This window comes from Vibrio sp. KUL78 (assembly GCF_059725505.1).
The window spans coordinates 651,547-669,243 of the sequence record NZ_AP045838.1; the positions used below are offsets into that span (position 1 = coordinate 651,547).

General features: G+C 43.9%; 13 protein-coding genes and 3 pseudogenes. 5 read left to right on the forward strand and 11 right to left on the reverse strand.

Annotated elements, in window-relative coordinates:
• Nucleotides 1-218 precede the first annotated feature (218 nt).
• The 8 genes and pseudogenes from AC6I8Y_RS19590 to AC6I8Y_RS19625 all read right to left on the reverse strand — a co-directional run bounded on the left by AC6I8Y_RS19590 (nucleotide 219) and on the right by AC6I8Y_RS19625 (nucleotide 9,949).
• Nucleotides 219-1,526: a BatD family protein gene (locus AC6I8Y_RS19590; RefSeq protein ID WP_498022765.1), complete on the reverse strand. Its 1,308-nt coding sequence runs from the start codon at nucleotides 1,524-1,526 to the stop codon at nucleotides 219-221.
• Complete coding sequence (locus AC6I8Y_RS19595; protein WP_498022767.1) at nucleotides 1,523-3,268, reverse strand: vWA domain-containing protein; 1,746 nt, start codon at nucleotides 3,266-3,268, stop codon at nucleotides 1,523-1,525. Before AC6I8Y_RS19595 ends, AC6I8Y_RS19590 begins: the two co-directional genes overlap by 4 nt.
• Nucleotides 3,261-4,352 carry a vWA domain-containing protein gene (locus tag AC6I8Y_RS19600; protein WP_498022769.1) on the reverse strand — a complete coding sequence of 364 codons (1,092 nt, stop codon included), beginning with the start codon at nucleotides 4,350-4,352 and terminating at the stop codon, nucleotides 3,261-3,263. Before AC6I8Y_RS19600 ends, AC6I8Y_RS19595 begins: the two co-directional genes overlap by 8 nt.
• A complete protein-coding gene (locus AC6I8Y_RS19605; protein WP_498022771.1) occupies nucleotides 4,345-4,896 on the reverse strand; it encodes a DUF4381 domain-containing protein in 552 nt (183 codons plus the stop codon). The genes AC6I8Y_RS19600 and AC6I8Y_RS19605 overlap by 8 nt, the downstream gene beginning before the upstream one ends.
• Nucleotides 4,897-5,859 (reverse strand): DUF58 domain-containing protein, encoded by a 963-nt coding sequence (locus AC6I8Y_RS19610; RefSeq protein ID WP_498022772.1) that lies wholly within the window; start codon nucleotides 5,857-5,859, stop codon nucleotides 4,897-4,899. It lies immediately after the preceding gene.
• 12 nt (nucleotides 5,860-5,871) lie between these two features.
• Nucleotides 5,872-6,855 carry an AAA family ATPase gene (locus tag AC6I8Y_RS19615; protein ID WP_498022774.1) on the reverse strand — a complete coding sequence of 328 codons (984 nt, stop codon included), beginning with the start codon at nucleotides 6,853-6,855 and terminating at the stop codon, nucleotides 5,872-5,874.
• 65 nt (nucleotides 6,856-6,920) lie between these two features.
• Nucleotides 6,921-8,237 (reverse strand): anaerobic sulfatase maturase, encoded by a 1,317-nt coding sequence (locus AC6I8Y_RS19620; RefSeq protein ID WP_498022776.1) that lies wholly within the window; start codon nucleotides 8,235-8,237, stop codon nucleotides 6,921-6,923.
• Between the two features lie 87 nt (nucleotides 8,238-8,324).
• A pseudogene (locus AC6I8Y_RS19625) lies at nucleotides 8,325-9,949 on the reverse strand (arylsulfatase).
• Nucleotides 9,950-9,968: 19 nt separating this feature from the next.
• On the opposite strand from AC6I8Y_RS19625, the gene AC6I8Y_RS19630 reads away from it, so the two are divergent.
• The 4 genes from AC6I8Y_RS19630 (at nucleotide 9,969) to AC6I8Y_RS19645 (ending at nucleotide 13,069) form a co-directional block, all read left to right on the forward strand.
• A complete protein-coding gene (locus tag AC6I8Y_RS19630) occupies nucleotides 9,969-10,838 on the forward strand; it encodes a LysR family transcriptional regulator (RefSeq protein WP_498022778.1) in 870 nt (289 codons plus the stop codon).
• A gap of 520 nt (nucleotides 10,839-11,358) precedes the next feature.
• Nucleotides 11,359-12,000 carry a helix-turn-helix transcriptional regulator gene (locus tag AC6I8Y_RS19635; protein ID WP_498022780.1) on the forward strand — a complete coding sequence of 214 codons (642 nt, stop codon included), beginning with the start codon at nucleotides 11,359-11,361 and terminating at the stop codon, nucleotides 11,998-12,000.
• Nucleotides 11,982-12,389: a hypothetical protein gene (locus tag AC6I8Y_RS19640; protein WP_498022782.1), complete on the forward strand. Its 408-nt coding sequence runs from the start codon at nucleotides 11,982-11,984 to the stop codon at nucleotides 12,387-12,389. The genes AC6I8Y_RS19635 and AC6I8Y_RS19640 overlap by 19 nt, the downstream gene beginning before the upstream one ends.
• A gap of 422 nt (nucleotides 12,390-12,811) precedes the next feature.
• The gene (locus AC6I8Y_RS19645; protein ID WP_498022784.1) at nucleotides 12,812-13,069 is read left to right on the forward strand and encodes a hypothetical protein; all 258 of its coding nucleotides are present in this window, start codon (nucleotides 12,812-12,814) and stop codon (nucleotides 13,067-13,069) included.
• A 92-nt stretch (nucleotides 13,070-13,161) separates the two neighbouring features.
• Here the strand turns inward: AC6I8Y_RS19645 and AC6I8Y_RS19650 are convergent.
• Together AC6I8Y_RS19650 and AC6I8Y_RS19655 are read right to left on the reverse strand one after the other, a co-directional pair.
• Nucleotides 13,162-14,502, reverse strand: a pseudogene (locus AC6I8Y_RS19650) (IS4 family transposase).
• A gap of 154 nt (nucleotides 14,503-14,656) precedes the next feature.
• Entirely contained in the window at nucleotides 14,657-15,622 is a 966-nt protein-coding gene (locus AC6I8Y_RS19655) for an OmpA family protein (protein WP_498022785.1), read from the reverse strand.
• A gap of 360 nt (nucleotides 15,623-15,982) precedes the next feature.
• Between AC6I8Y_RS19655 and AC6I8Y_RS19660 the strand changes: the two genes are divergently transcribed.
• Nucleotides 15,983-17,002, forward strand: a complete 1,020-nt coding sequence (locus tag AC6I8Y_RS19660; RefSeq protein ID WP_498022786.1) for a helix-turn-helix domain-containing protein — start codon at nucleotides 15,983-15,985, stop codon at nucleotides 17,000-17,002.
• Between the two features lie 175 nt (nucleotides 17,003-17,177).
• Here AC6I8Y_RS19660 and AC6I8Y_RS19665 read toward each other — a convergent pair.
• Nucleotides 17,178-17,695 (reverse strand): annotated as a pseudogene (locus tag AC6I8Y_RS19665) (transposase); the annotation flags it as partial.
• Nucleotides 17,696-17,697: the final 2 nt, after the last annotated feature.

The window sequence follows — 17,697 nt, forward strand, 5'->3', positions numbered from 1 at the left end:
GAATAACCCTTCCGATTTATAGAAATCGATAAGCTCTAATCCTAACTCAACCAAATTGGCCATAATGCACCCTCTAAAATAGCAACATGAGTATATGATACATAGAGAAAAGACCAGAAAATACTAGGTTTTATAGCCTTTATGAGTTGTCTAAGAGAGAAGTCAATCACAGCACCACAAAAGCGTAATGGCTTGTGAATCAGCGTCCTTTTTCGTTTTTATTTCTGATTACTTGTCTGTTTATCGAGTTGCGGCAAAGCCTTAGGTATCGCCCACTTAAGGCGTTTTGGCTTCAGTGCTTGTATCCCTTTCCAAAGCGCATTCATCAAGGTTGCGTCCTCCTGCCCCTCTTGTAGGCGCTGTGAACGCTTCTGCCAAACGTCAGTGTCACTGGCTTTACTCATTTCAAGACCACCTGTGTTGCTTCTCAGCTGCTTATACAAGCTTGCTCGAGCAGCGCCCCATCGATTCGCTTTCACCATTCGTCTGAACACTAACCATGGCGGCGTAGGACGAGAACGATAATAACGGTGAATGCTCAAGGCGGCGATAACGAGAACAAATAGCGTCATTGCGCTGCCAATCAACCAGCCAGAATAAGCTCTAACAAAGGATTTAAATGTATGCTTGGCTTTGAAGGTCTTACCCTCAATCACTACCGTTTCTAGCTTTTTACTCTTGCTATTCCACCATTGGAACTTGTGTTCCGGCAACGTAAACTCACCGCCCTGTTGGATCACATACACGCTTTCTTCTATTCGACTCGATTGGTAATCGCCACGTGTTTGCTTATCGTCTAAGCGGTTTGGTTGAGGATACGCTTGATAGCTGGCAGTAGAATCATTGGATAACAAGTCTGGAAGTAACACTGACAAACTGTCTTGTGCATTGATCGTTATGGTGCGAGTGATTGCATCACCGACTTTCAGCTCATCATTAGACGTTGTCCATTTCTGATCCACACTCACCTTAGTCGCGGTAAACCATGCTGAGTCATCACTTAGCAAACCAGAGGGCATAGACGCTTCGAACTTAATTGGCTGCGTATAAAGTGTACCAGCCACTTTCGAACCATCAGGCGCAGAAACTTGCACACCCACGGCGACAGGTGGAATCACAAACTGCCCTGAGGCTTGCGGATACAAAGTTATTTCCCAACGTTGACGAGACCACGTTTGTCCCCCTTTACGCTCGGTATAGTTGGTTGCTAATTGGTTACGCTGCTTTGCAATCACGTTAGGGATCTCTACGCTGCCAATGCGTGTACCACCAGTGAACCAACGAGGCGTTGCGACTTCGATGTACAAGATCACCTGCTCATTCACACTGAACTTAGGGGCTTCCTTCGTATCGGCCCCTGCTCCCTGCTTACCAACCCATGCTAATAGTTCGACATCATTGCTGCGCTGCAAGTCTTGAATATCTTGTGCGTTCGCCAAACCAGTAAAAAGCAAAGTAAACATCATCAAGATAGTGCTTAAACGCCCAACCACGGAGTCAGCGCCAAGTTTGAATGCATTCATCATTGTACTTGCTCCTCTTCTTGTTGTAGTTGTGCCTGCAGCTCCGTTTTCACGGGCTCACGCAGTTGAATTTGGAATTTAGCGCGCAAGAAGTACTTAGGATCGGCCTCTACGCGTTTTAACCACTTATCCGCCAGTTCTTGGCTACCAAGGATTTCGTTCGCATTGAGTTTCTCTTTCAGCATTAATTCAGCAGCGGTTTTTTCGTCTGCCCCATCTGCCGTTTGCGGGTTGTCACCCAGCTCAAACGACTCTTCGGGTCCATCTGTTGTCCCCGCTTGGCTTTCACTGGTGCGGTTTATCTCTTCGACAATGCCACCAATGACTTTTAGGTTGTGCTCGACGTCTGGTCGCAATTGCTCACTCAAGGTGTCTTTGTCTGTCAGTGTTTGCAACAAATTACGCGCGGCCAAGTACTCACGTTGACGCGCCAACGCACTCGCAGCGTTGTACAAGCCATAGTCTTTTACCGCATCTGAAGGATCGTTTTGCATCTCCAAGAAAGCGGTATGAGCCAGTTTGTATTCGCCTGCGTAGTAATAAGCTGTCCCTTTACGCAACGGATCCGTAAAGTGCTTTGCTGCCTCAAGGTATTCGTTTTTGTTGAACAAACGCTGTCCTTGCTGATTTGAGGTGAGCCATAAATCCCACCACCATTGAGACGCTTTATCCCAGACGGTTACCTCTTGCACCACTTCAGGCTTATCCGCTTTGAGCGAGACGGTTTCCGCCATTGCTTTTGGCGTCATAAACAAAGACGTTGATACCATCGCCACCACACACCATTGCACTAGCCAGCCTTTGCGGAACCAAAGCATCATGATGAGCGCAATTGGGAACAGCAGTTGATAGCCCATATCTTTCCAAGGCATGGATGATTCGCCATTGAGTTGCATGTTTCGCTCAACAAAGCGATTCAGCTTCTCTATGTCGCTGTTATCTACCGTCACTTCAACAAGGCGTCCACCCGTCGCGCTGGCAAGATTGTTTAACGAGTCCAAGTCGACTGGGTTGTTAGAAACAATGTCCGAGTTACCCGCAGCCAAGATAAGCAATTGATAAGGCTTGTCTGCAAAGTAGTTTTTGTAAGCGGTAATGGTTGCAGGATTGACGCCATCCGTAACCAACAGAACCGTAGAACCCGGTTGGCCTTGTAATTGTTGGTCAATCAAAGGCAACGCCGTTTCAGCAAGTTTACCTTCCACTGGCATGATTTCTGGTGTTATCGCCGCTAGAAACGGTTCGAATACTTTGCTGTCCTGCGTCACAGGCATTGCGACATGAGCAGAACCCGCATACACAACCAACCCAGTGCTGCCACCTTTTCGTGCGGCCAAGAGGTCACGGATCTTTTGCTTAGAACGTTCCAAACGACTTGGCGGAAGATCTTTTTGCAACATCGAATCGTTGTTATCTAACACCACCAGCATGGAGGCTTTGTCTTCGCCAAACAGTGAAGCTTGGCGCTCCCAAGAAGGTCCGGCACAGATGATGATGGCAATCGCCACTATCACCATAAGTAGCTTGAGCGGCAGTTGTTTTCGCCAACCATAGTCGCCAATCGTTAATGCTTTACGTAAATGCTCAGGAAGAATGTCTTTCCAGCTTGGTTTGGATTCTTCTCGCCATCTTAACCAAAGCAAAAGAAACATCGGGATGAACGCCAATAGCCACATTGGACGAATGAAATGGAACTGTGTGACAAACTGTTCTAGCCCCATGCTAGAGAAAGGAGAATCAAACATGGTGCTCTCCTTTTACGTTGTCTGATTGTGCAGAAGCTTCACTGTTCACTGATAGTCGACGACGCTTAAATGTAGCCAACGAGAACGCGGTTAAATACATCGCAACCACCAAAGCCATTAAGTAATGATGCAAACTTTGCTTAGGACGGTAAGTGGTACTTTCATAAAGCTGTGGCTCTAACTTACCAATCTCATCATAGGCTTTAGCAAGTTCGTCACGGTTGAGCGCTTCAAACGCCTCACCACCGGACTCTTTCGCAATACGTTTGATCGTATTCATATCTAGTGCAGTTTCACCCACGGTTTGTGGATCACCCATTGCAATCACGTGGATGCGTACATCTTTGGCTTTCGCGACTTTCGCCGCATCAATCGGCTCAACGAAGCTTCCGGTATCATTACCATCCGTTAGAACAATGGCGACTTTTTCTTTACTCTCTTCTACGTCGGTACGCGACTTTTCGCTTTGCTCAAACACCTTAATCGCCAAACCCATTGCATCACCTAAGTGGGTGCTCTGTCCTGACATCGCCACATCCGTTTGGTTAAGCAGCTCTAACCATACTTTTTGGTCTGGTGTGAATGGGGTTTGCACAAATGCCGCATCGCCGAACAAGATCAAACCTAAGCGGTCGCCTTTGCGCGTTTTGGCAAAGTCACTCAAAACTTCTTTGGCTGCATCGAGACGAGAGATCTTTTCACCAGTTTTGGACGTGAAGTCTTGCTCTGCCATTGAGCCAGACAAATCGACAACGACCATAACATCTCGGCCTAAGCTTTCACGTACCTGTGGCTCGCCAAGCACTGTTGGCTTTGCCATTGCGGTCACGACCAAAAGCCAAGAGATGATGAGCGTTGCACGCTGCCACCAACTAGGAGTGAGTTGGCTTGCGCCTTCTGATGGGGTTTCACCAATGGCGTCCACAAGCTGACTAAAGAACGGCACTTTGATGGCCATTTGTTTGGTGCGGTACGCTGGGACGAGGAAATACACTACTAAAGGCAGCGGCAAGATGATGAACCAAAGCGGATGCTCAAATTCAAAACTGCTCATGCCAAGCCATGAAGCAAGAAGATCACCCATGGCGACCTCCTTTTAATGCACGCGCTTTGTAGGCAAGTGTGCATTTTTCAATGTTCTGAGCGTACTCATCGTGCTCTTTCACCCACTCAGTTGCGCGTTCAAGAAGTTGTAAACGCTCTGTTTTCTCCAGTTCAACACGTGGGTCAACGATACTTTGCAGCCATCGTTTGGAGACTTCGTCATCAAACATTTTATGCTTGGGGTTAAGCTCATCTAACTTGCGTAGAAACGCGGTATCAAACAAGCGAGCATGACGGCTATCAAGATGGATCAAGACGATTTTCAGAATCGAGAACAGCGCTTTCGGCATGCTGACGTCACCCGGGGTCAAACGAGAAATCGCTTCAATGGCTTCTTTGCGGTAACGGTTATCCCACCAATGATGTGCAAATCGGTAGCCGACATACATGAGTACAATCGCACCGACAATTGCAAGGATCTTCCAACCTATGGTTTGTGGCATCCAGATGACGCTTTCTGGCACCGCGACGTCATGCAGCTCACGCAAAATAAACGTGCTTGGAGGCGTGTGTAAGTCTGTCATTTATCGACCTCCAATGAGTTTTTGGAATTGAGTAATGTGGTCACCTGTTGTATCGATTTCGATATGAGACAGCTTTTTGATTGCCATGAGTTGCGCAAGTGATTGACGTTGTAGCTGGGCTTTCTCAACCAAACTGGCGCTAGCAGCATCGACTTTGGCTTTACTGTCTAGGTTGAGCTGGTAACGACCATCACCAATCACCCATTTCACTTTCGCCAAATCTTGAGGTAGTGACTGCTCTAAAGGCTCGCTTACCATCACTGCGAGAACATCGTTGTGCTGTTGAAGCTGCTTAAGGTGATCAAGATGGTGCTCTTCGCAATCGCGCCAATCACTGATGAAAATCAGCGTGGATTGTTTTAGCTTCATCCGTTTGATGAGCTCAATCCATTTACTGAACGTCACTTTGTCTGAATCTAACGAGTCCACATTTAAGCGCTGGTTGGCTTGAGACAGTCGTTTCAATTGAGCGAGCAAATCGTTTTGTGAACGCTGGGCTTTGCTGTGATATAGAGCAGAGTCAGAGGCGATAACAAACCCGACTCGGTCACCGTCTTTCAATACTCGCCAACCACACATAGCAGCGACTTCAGCAGCGACCACAGATTTCATGACCTCGGTTGAGGCAAAAAACATCGCACTGCGCTGGTCTACGCAGACAATAACATTGCGATCTTTTTCTTCAGTGTAACTACGCACATGAGGCTTGCCTGTGCGCATGGTGACTTTCCAATCTAGGTTTCGGATGTCGTCCCCTAGCTGGTAGTGACGCAGTTCTTCAAAGTTCAAACCACGTCCGCGAAATGATGAGTTATGACGACCAGAAAGAACACTGCCCGCTTTTAAATGAGGCAGCAGGCCGAAGGATTCGGCTTGCGCTTGTAAACGTACTAAGCGCGAGTAATCGCAATACAGACGAGGGTCGAGTCCTTGGGATTGAGGAGCAAGCGTTGGGTTTGCCATAGTCCCTCCTGCTTATCCGATTTCTACACAATCAAGCAACTCTTGCACCACACGTTGATGATCAACACCATCGGCAAGTGCATCGTAAGAAAGTGAGAAGCGATGTCCCAGCGCCGAAGGCACCATTGCACGCACATCATCAGGCGTTACATGGTCACGCCCTTGCAGCCACGCATAAGCGCGCGCACATTTGTCTAAAGCAATAGAGGCACGAGGACTTGAGCCGATTTCGATCCATTTTTGTAGTTGGGAATCAGCGTAACGCTCTGGTTTACGTGTCGCCATCACAAGCGCCACGATGTAGTTCTCGACTAAATCGGAAACAGCAATGTTTGGTAACTGGCGTCGAGCCTCAATGACAAGCTCTGGCTCAATGTGTTGTGGCGCCAATAATTCGCTACTGGTTTCTGAACCCAACTCTTCGCTGCGCACCAAGCGAATAATGTCACGCTCTGCTTCATCTTCTGGGTAGTCGACGGTCACTTTCATGATGAAGCGGTCCATCTGCGCTTCTGGCAAGGGGTAAGTACCCTCTTGTTCAATTGGGTTTTGCGTCGCAAGCACCATAAACAACTCAGGCAAGACGTGCGTCTTATCACCCACAGTAATCGTGCCTTCTGCCATAGCTTCTAGCAGTGCTGCCTGTACTTTTGCTGGCGCACGGTTCACCTCATCCGCCAACACAATGCTGTTGAAGATTGGACCCGGTTGGAAGTGGAGTTGAGGCTTACCATTCAACTCTTGGTACACTTCGGTACCCGTCACGTCTGAAGGTAATAAGTCGGGAGTAAACTGAATACGACCAAAACTGGTGTTAAGTAGGTTCGCAAGCGACTTCACCGAGCGCGTTTTTGCCGTTCCCGGTAAGCCCTCTAAAAGTACGTGACCATTGGTCAGCAACCCTATCACCAAAGCCTGAACCACATGGCTTTGTCCAATGACGCTTTTTTCAGTTTGTTCGATTAATTCATTAATGGCTTGTTGTGCGTGGTTCATAGTCTACCTATTGAGTTTACGGGAGCCTGAGCGTTAAAAGTTGAGTATCAGACTGAAAGTAATAACTAAAGGTTATATTCGATATATTCACCTGAGTTGTAAGACTTTATTAACCTTGATATGCCAACCAGAATTGGCAACGAATGGTCAAAGAACATTTTTATTCCCGGACACAAGTAGTTTAAACCAGCCTCACCATTAGGCGCGGTAAGTAGCCGATTTTTTGGGCATTCTCCCCAGCAATACTTCAAATACGGGCAATCAAGGCAGTATTGCGGCAAAGAAGACTTCTTCGCCATGCCAAAGCTGTATTGACGAGTCGAGATAGCAATTTCATTCAGAGATCGATCATGAATGTTTGCCAGTTGGTATTCCGGATAAACGTAGTGATCACAACTAAACACTTCTCCATTGTGTTCAATCGCTAGACCTTTGCCGCAGAACTCTGCGCTAACACACAACTGTGAAGGCATCTCCATCACTTGCGCAACAGCAGTTTCGAACAGGTTTACCAAGACTCTGCCAAGGTCGTTGTTCACCCACTCTTCAAATACAGCAATCAGAAACTCGCCCCACTCTTCTGCATCGACCGACCAGTCCGTAACAACCGACATCAAATGCCCCGGCTTTGCTAATTCGCTGCCAAGTTTTGGCGACATGTTTTCTTTCCAGAAATGGGGAGCGGTTTGAGTGAAAGTGCGAGGTTCAACACAAGGTGTGAATTGGATATAAGTGACGCCGAGTTCTTGAGTGAGGAAGCGATACACTTCGAGCGGATATTTGGCGTTGAAGCGGTTTACTGTCACCAAAGCATTGAATGACACATTATGACGCTTCATCAGTTCAACGGCTTCCATGACGCGTTGAAAGGTCGGTTTGCCACTTCGGGTTTTACGGTATTTATCGTGGATAAATTCAGGGCCATCTATCGATAGACCAACCAGAAAACGATGGTCATGCAGAAACTGACACCAAGCCTCGTTCAATAACAAACCATTGGTTTGAAGGTCGTTTTCGATTCGAGCGCCTTGTTTAGCGTATTTGTTCTGCAGTTCGACAATCTTTTTGAAGTAATCCAATCCCAACAGTGTTGGCTCACCACCCTGCCAAGAAAACACAATCTCCTCACCGTCCTGGCTTTCGATATAGCTCTTTATGAATGCCTCAAGTGTTGCAACATCCATTTTTGGCTGAGTACCTTGATTGAGTAGCTCATCTTTGTGCAGATAAAAACAGTACTGACAATCGATATTGCATTTTGCCCCGCCCGGTTTCGCCATCACGTGAAAACGTCGTTCGACTTTTTCACTGTTAGATGCAAACGCCGTTTTGAGGGGAGTTAATGCCATTTGAGTGGTATGAATGTGAGTTTGTTTTTTCATAAAGAACGATCTCGAAAGCAGAAGAAAGTTAGCGCCCAAGTTGGGCGCTGTATTTAAGGACAATAACTAGGCCCTGTCGACAAATAGTTACTTCGGAACAAACGAGCCCGGTGCCATACGTGGCGGGTACTCTTTGAAGGTTTCCATGACCTCTTTTACTTTTTCGACCGCAGGCATCATCAAGAATGAACGTTCGTACATCCAACGGTCGTAACCCATACCAGTATCGCCACGCTCAAATGGGTCGATACTCAAATCATAGATTTGTGGTACACGGAGTTTGGTAAATGGTTTCTTCCAAATATCCAAACCGGTTTCGTTCTCTTGGATCATGAAGTGGTATTTGTATTTACCGTAACGCAAAGCCAGTAAATCGCCGTCATCACTCCAGTAAACAAACTCGTTACGAGCAGACTTGTCCGTTTTACCTGTTAGGTATGGCAGTTGGTTGTAACCGTCTAAGTGAACGTTGTAGTTCGTATCGCCCACTTTCTTGCCTTTGAGTAGCTCTTCTTTGACGTTGCTGTTGCCCGCCGCAGCCACCAATGTTGGTAAGAAATCTTCCAGAGACACAATGCCGTTAAATGTCGTACCTGCTTGGATATGACCCGGCCACTTGATCACTGCTGGAACGCGGAAGCCACCTTCCCAGCCGGTGTTTTTCTCACTTCGGAATGGCGTCATACCCGCATCTGGCCACAAGTTGATCATTGGGCCGTTGTCTGTGGTGTAAACAATGATAGTGTTGTCATCGACGCCCAGCTCTTTAATCTTATTTAGCAAGTGACCAATTTGGTCATCGTGTTGCTTCACACCATCGGCGTAGAAACCTGCGCCTGTTTTGCCTTGTAGTCGTCTGGAACGTGCGTGAAGTTATGCATGCGCGTGGTATTAAACCACGTAAAGAACGGCTTGTCGGCTTTGACTTGTTTCTCGATAAACTTCTCAGCTTCATCTAGGAACTCGTCATCAACCGTCTCCATGCGTTTGCGCGTCAATGGGCCGGTGTCTTCAATCTTGCCATCCGCATAAGAGTGGATCACACCACGAGGACCGAACTTCTTCATAAATTCAGGATCTTGTGGGTAGTCTACGTTCTCCGGCTCCTCTTCCGCATTTAAGTGGTAAAGGTTGCCGAAGAACTCGTCGAAACCGTGGTTAGTCGGCAAGTGTTCATCGCGATCGCCAAGGTGGTTTTTACCAAATTGACCCGTTGCGTAACCAAGATCACGTAGCAGTGTCGCAATAGTTGGATCTTTCTCAGAAATCCCTTCTTTCGCTCCTGGCAAACCTACTTTAGACAAGCCAGTACGTTTTGGCATTTGTCCCGTGATGAACGCAGAGCGACCTGCCGTTGAGCTTTGCTGAGCGTAGAAGTTCGTAAACTTAGCACCGTCTCTTGCAATGCTGTCAATATTTGGTGTGCTATAAGCTAGCATGCCACCGTTATATGCACTCAAGTTCCAGTAACCGACATCGTCACCAAAGATAACGAGAATGTTAGGCTGTTCTGCCGAATAAGCGGTCGCTGATGCCGCTCCGATCGCAAGCGTACAAGCGTTTAATACCAGCTTCTTGCCGCGTTTTTTATCGTGGTTTGCCATAATAGGGCTCCATAAATCCGTTGCTGCTAATCTTGGTAGAAAATCAGATACCAAGATATGATTATGGTAAAACTTATTATTTGACGGATAAATAGAGTTCAGATACATTGATACCTAAATTTTGTTTATGAGTAACAAGATGGACTTAAACTTGATTCAAACATTTTTGGTGGTGGCTGAGTATCAGTCCTACACCAAAGCGGCCGTCCATTTAGGCCTTACGCAACCTGCGGTGAGCGCTTCGATTAAACGGCTCGAACAAGTGGTAGGAAAGCAGCTTTTCGCCAAGCAAGGACGAGGGATCGCCCCCACTTCAACCGCGTATCAACTCATGCCGCAGTTTCGTCAGGCAGTGAGCATCGTAGACAACGCCATTTCGGAAAGAACCACTTTTCAAGTCTGCTGCTCAGAAACCTTACTCCACAGTTTAAATCCGATTGAAAACGTGGTTTTCCATGAGTCTCCACCGGAAAAGTACTTGTTATTTGAACAAATTCGTCAGCAAAAAATGGACTTAGTGATTGATACCATCATTACCAAAGACTCCTCTTTCGTGATTGAAAACGCCTACCATGAACCTGCAATGATCATCTGTCGTCAAAGCCACCCAAGAATCCAACGGACGTTGAGCCGAGAAGATTTTTATCGCGAAAATCACTGTATGTTTTCAGGTAGATGGAATAACACTTCTGGCTTTGAACAGCTCGCAAAAGAGTCGATTCAGGAGCGAAATGTAGAGATCGTAACGTCATCGTTAGCAGGTATGGCAATGTACGTTGCGCAGCGAGATTGCTTAGGTGTTGTCTCTCGTTCGTTTGCGATGAAATGGAGTAAGGCACTCAAGTTACAGGTCCTTGAGTGCCCAATAGAGATCGAACAGATTCCTTATAAATTTATGTATCACAAGCGCGATGAACTCAATCCTTCCCATCAAAGTTTAAGAGAACAGGTCAAGCAACAACTTGAATCGTCTCATGCCGTCCCTATTGATTTATAGAAGTTATTAAACGTTGAATCACACCAGATGCTGCTGTTGTTAACTCACCTAATTGCATCAAACAATTCTTCATAAACTAACGAAACAGAACTGTCTTTATAGTTTCTGGCTATGACTCCGCATTCAGTAAATAAATGCTGTGTTTCTCCCACTTTGCAACCAGTGAACGGCACTCTACGGGCCGCAAACACATCTGATTTCTCCTGAGCGAGTCCTTAAACATACCAATCCATAACTATACCAATATTGTGGGTTTCGCTATGCGGTTTCCACCCCGCAAGTACCAAAGAAACCAAATCATAAGTCATCAAATGGACAGCGGATAGGCCTGGGTCGACCGCTTTTTTGATGTTCGCCGTATAGATATTATTTCTAAGCATAACACCAACGTCTACTTTTACATGCTGTAAGTCTTATTCATATCGCGATTTCCATAACTCCAAAGCCAAAAGTACATTCGATTTTTACAACAAAGTTATTTATAATAAGACTATTGTCGTTATGCAGTGTTAGGTAGCTTATGGAGTTTAAAGAATATTTAAAGCAGTTGAGAACCGCAAACTCAATGACTCAGAAGGATTTATCGACTCACATCAATTTGCTTGGCGAAGAGTTTTTAGGTATTGATGGTGTTTCCATCAGCCGTTGGGAAAGAGGTACCACGAAACCACATCTCACACGCTCGATTAAGATTTTACGAAGCCTCACAAATAATTTACTACCCTATTTACTTTCGCATCCTATTGAACAACAAAAGAACGAATTAGAGGAAATTAACACTAAACGCTTTAAGTATCCCCATAGCGCCCTCCTTTCAGCTTCATATAGTAAAAAATCGATTGGTTCTTCGATGGATATATTACCACTATTCGAGGAAAAAAATTATGCTGAAACTATTGAACAACTCTCCAATTTTATCGATAACATTGGCGACAAGAGTCTTCAAAGCCATAACATTAATTTACTTGACTATCAAAATGACAACAAAATATTTAGCAAGAAACTAATCGCCAGTGATACAGGTGACATACATGGGCATTTGTTGTCGCTTTTTTTTGATGATGAAAAAGTTAAAGAATATTATACATCCCCTTTTCTTCCAGTTCCGAAGAAAGAAATCACTCCTTACAAAAAAATAAACCAATGGCTCTTTTCACCATGACTCGTTACGCGAAAACAGAGAGTGCCTACTGGCTGGTTAATACCTTAATAGCTTATCTGGCAGCCATTCACGCTAATATCCATACGCTTTATTTTTATGTATTCGATCAACTGGCGGTAGATTACTTAGAAAAAATCGGTGCAAAGAAAGTAGCGTACAATACTCCGGACAACCATGGGCTAATAAAAGTTGGCAGTCAAAATTACCGATTTTGCCTGTACGGCATAGACTCAGCAAAATTTTTAGCACAATCAGAAATCCTTCAATTATTGCATGAAACCGAACGCCATACTCCTCGTTTTGTGCTCAATAATCCCAAAAACAGAAGCCTGAACGAACATTTATGCGATTGTGTCACCATGAAAACACCAAAGATTAGCGCAAGATAACACCCAAAACTCGATCATTAAAAAGTCAACGTTAAAATCCGCCTTCTTAGAAGATGGCCATGGCTTTCAGTCATTTCAAATGAGGCAACTCTGAGCCGTTAGATCATCTTCAACTAAGGCTCATACTTTTGGTTTTTCTGTCTTAATGTCCTACCTAACGCCGAATTATTTCCTCGTTCACGTCCGCCTTGTCAACAAAGTAATCACTAGCTGAGATTTCCCTTCAATATCATCCCCTTGGTTACCTTTTCTGACCGGCGTTAATTCAAAAAACGCGCCCTGCGCTAGAATCCAAATGCTTCCACAACGTCAACGATTTTTGATTTTAGGCATTACTAACTTTTTGAATCATCACATTGCTAATTTTTATTTCAGTCGCTCAAGTAACATTCAAAAATCACCTTTGACCTACTGGAGTTATTATGCACAATCGTTCATTAACCGCATTGCTTTTCGAAGTACTTAGAGAAAAAGGGCTAGCTCAAAGTGATGCTGAGCATTTTTTGAAACTTGAGTTATCACACTTAAATTTAAATGATCGCATGGCAATAAGGCGGTATGTGGATAATTTCCTACTATGTGAGGAGGAGGCAACTCATAAAGTAATAGGAATAAAGCACCGCCGCTTGTACTACGAACTAATCTCTGGACAATATGACCGAAGATTAAGTTTTTACTAATGTCGTATCTAATCTAAAGAGTGCAATCTAACTTTGCACGGTCGCAGGCTGCGCTATCACAGAAAAACCCCGTTAAAAAAATGCAATGTAGTTCACTTAAGAGGAGCTGCATTGCGATTAACCGAGTATCGGGTTTTTGATATTTTTACCGCCCTAGGCCGATTTGGCTTAGGGCGTTTGTCTATAAAGACAATAGACAAATCGCCTCGAAGGCTCTTTAAACGTTTCGGTGTGTTACCTAAAAATACCGCTTTACTCATCACTTTGAGCTGATTGGCTATAAATTGGCAAGCATACTTAAAGCTTATTTCATTAAGTAAGTAAGCGTGTTCAACGACAGCTTGGCTAGCTTCTCGTCTCACCAAGTTATAACCAAGTAGCAGCCCCCATAGCTTTTGATAGACGAGCTCGACTGTTTTGCTTCTCAACACTAAAGCGTTATGTTGCATCGAACTCTTGATGTCACGATAACCTATTTAGATCTCCCACCTTTCGTGATAAAGCTCTGCCACGGATTGAGCGTCGTACTTGTCTCTAGGAAGAGAGGTAAACACCGTCTTGGATTTACATTGGACCTCGTCAGTGGACTCCCTGACTGTCCATTTTTAAAGAAGATTAGGGTTCTTCTTACGAGCCTGCGGTGAGGTCTTCATCTCCACAAGCATGTCACTGCTTTCTTTGTCGTCCAGTAGGGTGTATTTGACTCCTTTCTTTGTAGGGAGAAGCCAGTATCTACTTATTCCACTGTTTTGAAGAGAAAGTAGTAAATCAGCTCCATAAAACCCTTTATCCAGTAACGTCACAGAGTTGTCTGATAAAGCGTTGATGAAGGGCATCGCTAGAGGAATTTCACCTCGGCGATACGGGCTTATTGCAGCATCAATGATGACATGAGAGCGAACATTCATCATAGTCACAACCGTCAACACTGGATGGGGTGTTTGTCTATTGCTAGACGTAGTACCGGAGCCAAAATGTTCTCTTAATTCGAGCGTGTCAACTGTTCTAAAAAAAGAGCACCATCTACAGCAAAAACTTGTAGGCCTTGCCAGGTATCATCAGGGTATCGCTCAAGCCCCCAATGTTTTCCCACATTGCTTAAAGTGCCATTTTTATGCTGCTTTTTCCAAGCGCTGCCTTTCTTGGGTTAAAGCACTCTTTATCAACAGTTCTTCATCAGCAAGACCATCAGCACAGACGTTCATTCTCCGTGCGACTTCGGCAATGGGTTCATTACGGAAAAAAGCCATACCAACAATTAACCACAAAACCATATCACTCGGTAATCGGCGTCGACGGATTGTTGCTTTATCAGACTGAGAGGCTGCTTTAGCGACCCACTCATAAGGAATGTGTTCAGAGAATGTGGTGAGTTGAGCTACATCAACAGGGTTTTCTTCGAGGAAGTTGGCAAAGAAGTTTTGAATAGACATAAAAAATCGGAAACCTATAAACAGGTTTCCGATTGTCTCTCATCAGAAAGATCGGTCAACCGGTCCTTATCTGATCAACATTGCGTTAAAAAAACGGGGTTTTTCTGTAATATAAAACAGAAGAAATAATCTTTCTGTTACAATTTTCTGAACGCTACATTTCCGGTTGCTGTAAAATCACCTGAACTGATCGCTCAAGTTGACCATCTGCGTTTTCGCTAAGCGGTTGTTGGTTTGCTACACCTGATACAGCAATACGCTCACTGGCAATACCATTATCCAATAGATATTGAGCAACATTTTTTGCGCGTTCATCTGAAACACGTAGATTGGTCTTTATTGACCCAGTAGAATCGGTGCGCCCGACTATATGCGCCGTTAGTTCTGGATTGTCCTGCATTGAAGTAATAACTTCTTCTAGGTTATAACGGCCATAGTCGTTGATGCCAACTTTACCAACTTGATAAGGGATAACGTAAGTGGAACGTGATACCTCGACTCTTTCTTTCACGACTTCAACTGGCACTTTCACCTCCTCTATTACCACTGTCGGGGTTGCCGGCTGGCCAAACTTGTATGTCATGCCCCAATACACTTGGTTAAAGTCGATCGCTCCTCCATTCTTCATATCAAGTTTATTGTAATAGTCATAACCCAGCTTGGTGCTAACAGCATTAGTTAGTTGATATTCAAGACCAACACCAACAGTACCGCTATAACTATCATCCATCATTTTACTATCATTAGCATAGATGTATGTTGCACCGATCTTACCAAACAGTGACAAGTTATCAGTGAAATAAACATTACCTTTCAAACCCAATGTCCCAAGATGGAGGTTCGCGTCTCCAAAGTTATGCATATAATCATAACTTCCGAACACACCAAAGTTTTGGCCGAAGTCGTAACCTATTTCTAATCGTGGACTCAGCACCTCGATGCTACGTTGGTTCCCCGCAATTTCCGAGTCCGTACTATATGCCATCCCTCCGGCAGCACCCACCCAAAAGCCAGATTGCTCAACCTTCGTTTCTGCCGCATTAACATTAACTGTGGCTGCGCAACTCATAACTAACATTGCTATCGTTTTTAGTTTCATTAAAACCTCTGCCTTTTCCATATACATTTTTAACTTAATTTAAAATCGCGCAAGTCGTTACTTTACGCTGTTCTTAAACTTTGGATCGATTAAATAATTCAATTTAAAATCACGATGTTAACTATCTCATAAACAAACGACAATTGATTAGCACCCAACAACGAAATGAAGTTTTACATGCTAAATTTTAGCATGCGATACATAGTTACAGACCCTTTTCAATTAACTTCAACCGTCAGAACTTATACTAACTAACAGCAAATCAATTAGGATTGAGTAGGCATATGTCTAATTGCAGCAATTTTATATGCCTACTCCCTCTTAACGTGCCCATGTTAAAGTTACATTAATTAACACATTATTTTATTGGTATATCACTTTATGTTTGTAACAGAATTACCTACTGATAATTTTTTTGGCGGCTACTTGAGGTTTCTGAGAAAAAAAATGGGGCTTTCACAACAAGAGACTGCAGTTAAGTTAAATCTATTCAACACAGAACTTGTACACGTCGATGTGGTCGCGATTAGCCGCTGGGAAAGAGGGATTGTATTACCTAGCAATCGCAGACAAATTAAAATATTAAGGACATTAACGACCGACATCTTTCCATATGTCAACCTATTGGCAAAGGCTCAAGAAAAAAACATTCAAGACGTTGATGTGGAAAAATATTTAAATCGTCGTTACAACAGTCCAATTGCTCTAATTAACAACATTAAGTATGGAGATAAATTTTCAGAATGTTATATCGAACATAAAATTAAAGAAAACGATATTGATTTCATAAAACAAATTATTGACTTCCATAGAAAGCTTAGTCCAATTAAGAAAAACAATTCAGATCCATTCAATTCAATAAATGTCATTGATTACATAGTCAACAACCGAGCGGTTGGGATTAAGTATACGTTAAATGACATATTATGTGGGCATAAAATTGGTTTTTTCTTTCGAGAAGGAGTTTTAGAGGCCGAAGTAAACCGAATTCTAAATAACAGCTTATCATTAAACGATATAAATTTGAGGTTATCTAAACCTCTCAATATAAACGAATCATCTTCATACTTCGCCGTCAGCCAACACGCAACGAATGAAAATGTCATGCGAAGGCAAATTTATAAGGACTTTTCTATATTAGTAAAAAATACGAACATTCACCATTATTATATTACCGTGATATTTGAACACGCAATGGAGTTCATGATTAAAGCAGGATTTAATTTAATCAAAGTCGAAGAAGAAAACCCGAATGGTGCAATCTCTTTTAAGGGAAAGAACTACAGTCGTGCTCTGTTACATATATCAACATGTAACCTACTGTTAAATAATAGCTTTATACATATGTTTACAAAGTGTGGCACGTGTTTTGATCGACAGTGTAGCTCGTGTTCTTTATAGAAACTATTAAACAAGGAAGAGAAAAGTAAGAACTCACATCAAAACTTCTTGTCCGAATTAGACTTTGAAGTCCTGCAAACCCTAATATCAAGCAGCCATTGCTATTTTTTTGAAAGTTGAGACCAGCTGCTTGATCTAGCCTTGTTACCGAATCAGGCGCAAGAACAAAAGCTGCCTAAATCGGTAGCATCTCTAGCAAAATACACTCAGTTTCGCGGATACCTAGTTGAGTGAGCGTGTTGAGTCCTTTAATCATGACGTAAGTCTCCTCACTTATGCATTGTAATTACAAAGTGTGAGTGAAGTGCTTAGTGATTTACACGATACATAGTGGTTTCCGGCAATGAGCGTCTATGGTAACCATACTTCTATTTCCATTTTTTGTTCAAACCGTGGAGTTTTTGACAGCCCGCAGTACGAGCTTTCTTAACGTTAATCGCGCTCTGACATTCCCTTGTATCGTATGTACCATCTGCTGAAATTTCTTTGATGGTTCAGCGTGTTTGATTAAGTCAATTAGCGAGCACTTCCGAATCTATCACACCTTAATGCGTCAGTTCTGCTGCGATAACTTCATGGTTATCAGTATCCGCAGCGAGATAAGACTCAACGCTTACCATCGGTTCCTTGTTTTTTCACTTTCCATTCAACCTTGATCCCAGTTGCATCAATGGCTAGATGTTGGATAGCGCCTC

Bases quoted from the DNA above. Each gene is read 5' to 3' on its own strand.
- AC6I8Y_RS19630 (WP_498022778.1), top strand. From the start codon at position 9,969: ATGAGTAACAAGATGGACTTAAACTTGATTCAAACATTTTTGGTGGTG.
- AC6I8Y_RS19645 (WP_498022784.1), top strand. From the start codon at position 12,812: ATGCACAATCGTTCATTAACCGCATTGCTTTTCGAAGTACTTAGAGAA.
- AC6I8Y_RS19605 (WP_498022771.1), bottom strand. From the start codon at position 4,896: ATGACAGACTTACACACGCCTCCAAGCACGTTTATTTTGCGTGAGCTG.
- AC6I8Y_RS19660 (WP_498022786.1), top strand. From the start codon at position 15,983: ATGTTTGTAACAGAATTACCTACTGATAATTTTTTTGGCGGCTACTTG.
- AC6I8Y_RS19640 (WP_498022782.1), top strand. From the start codon at position 11,982: ATGGCTCTTTTCACCATGACTCGTTACGCGAAAACAGAGAGTGCCTAC.
- AC6I8Y_RS19620 (WP_498022776.1), bottom strand. From the start codon at position 8,237: ATGAAAAAACAAACTCACATTCATACCACTCAAATGGCATTAACTCCC.
- AC6I8Y_RS19615 (WP_498022774.1), bottom strand. From the start codon at position 6,855: ATGAACCACGCACAACAAGCCATTAATGAATTAATCGAACAAACTGAA.
- AC6I8Y_RS19595 (WP_498022767.1), bottom strand. From the start codon at position 3,268: ATGTTTGATTCTCCTTTCTCTAGCATGGGGCTAGAACAGTTTGTCACA.
- AC6I8Y_RS19655 (WP_498022785.1), bottom strand. From the start codon at position 15,622: ATGGAAAAGGCAGAGGTTTTAATGAAACTAAAAACGATAGCAATGTTA.
- AC6I8Y_RS19610 (WP_498022772.1), bottom strand. From the start codon at position 5,859: ATGGCAAACCCAACGCTTGCTCCTCAATCCCAAGGACTCGACCCTCGT.
- AC6I8Y_RS19590 (WP_498022765.1), bottom strand. From the start codon at position 1,526: ATGATGAATGCATTCAAACTTGGCGCTGACTCCGTGGTTGGGCGTTTA.
- AC6I8Y_RS19635 (WP_498022780.1), top strand. From the start codon at position 11,359: ATGGAGTTTAAAGAATATTTAAAGCAGTTGAGAACCGCAAACTCAATG.
- AC6I8Y_RS19600 (WP_498022769.1), bottom strand. From the start codon at position 4,352: ATGGGTGATCTTCTTGCTTCATGGCTTGGCATGAGCAGTTTTGAATTT.